The sequence below is a fragment of the Acinetobacter sp. ANC_7635 genome, from assembly GCF_056779945.1.
The window spans coordinates 1-865 of sequence record NZ_JBWYIS010000026.1 but is presented as its reverse complement, the minus strand read 5'-3'; the positions used below and the strand labels follow the sequence as shown (position 1 = coordinate 865).

Sequence of the window (865 nt, the reverse complement as noted above, 5' to 3'; positions counted from 1 at the left end):
TTAATTAACTCAGGGTCACGGTCTTCTTCCGCAGGGGGTGGACCAAAGGCCAATAAACCATTTTCAGAATGTAAAAAGACATCTTTGTCAGAAGGTAAGTAACTCGAGATCTTGGTCGGTAAACCAATGCCAAGGTTGACATAAGCACCATCAGGAATATCTTGTGCAACACGTTCAGCAATTTGATCACGGGTTAATTTTTGATAACTCATTTTATTTCTCCAATCTCAAATTACTGCGCAGGTTGAACTTGTACAACGTGTTGTACAAAGATCCCAGGGGTGATGATGTGTTCAGGATCTAAGGCACCGAGTTCCACGACTTCTGATACTTGTGCGATGGTGATATCTGCTGCCATGGCCATAATTGGACCAAAGTTACGTGCAGATTTACGGTACACCAAGTTCCCCCAGCGATCGCCCTTATGCGCTTTAATTAACGCAAAGTCAGCTTTAATTGGATTTTCTAAAACGTAGTCTTTACCTTCATAATTCATGGTTGGTTTGCCTTCAGCAAGCAAAGTACCAAAACCTGTTGGTGTGTAGATTGGACCTAAGCCCATACCCGCCGCTTGAATACGGCAAGCCAAGTTGCCTTGCGGTACAAGTTCTAACTCGATTTTGCCTGCACGGTAGAGTTCATCGAAGACATAAGAGTCAGACTGACGAGGAAAAGAACAGATGATTTTACGTACAGCGCCTGCTTGTAACAGTTTAGCCAAGCCGTAATCACCATTACCTGCGTTGTTGTTGACGATCACTAAGTCTTTAATACCGAGTTCAATTAAGCCATCGATGAGTTCAGCAGGCTGACCTGCAGTACCAAACCCACCAATCATAATGGTTGAACCGTCTTTAATTTGGGA

General features: G+C 43.6%; 2 protein-coding genes. Both read right to left on the bottom strand.

All coding sequences use genetic code 11. From position 1 onward, the window contains the following. Positions 1–212: CoA-transferase (locus AC1M89_RS14695; protein ID WP_481614390.1), on the bottom strand; the 212-nt coding region annotated here is incomplete at its 3' end. Positions 213–232: 20 nt separating this feature from the next. Then, on the bottom strand, positions 233–865 hold a 633-nt coding region (locus AC1M89_RS14690; RefSeq protein ID WP_481614389.1), incomplete at its 5' end, for a 3-oxoacid CoA-transferase subunit A.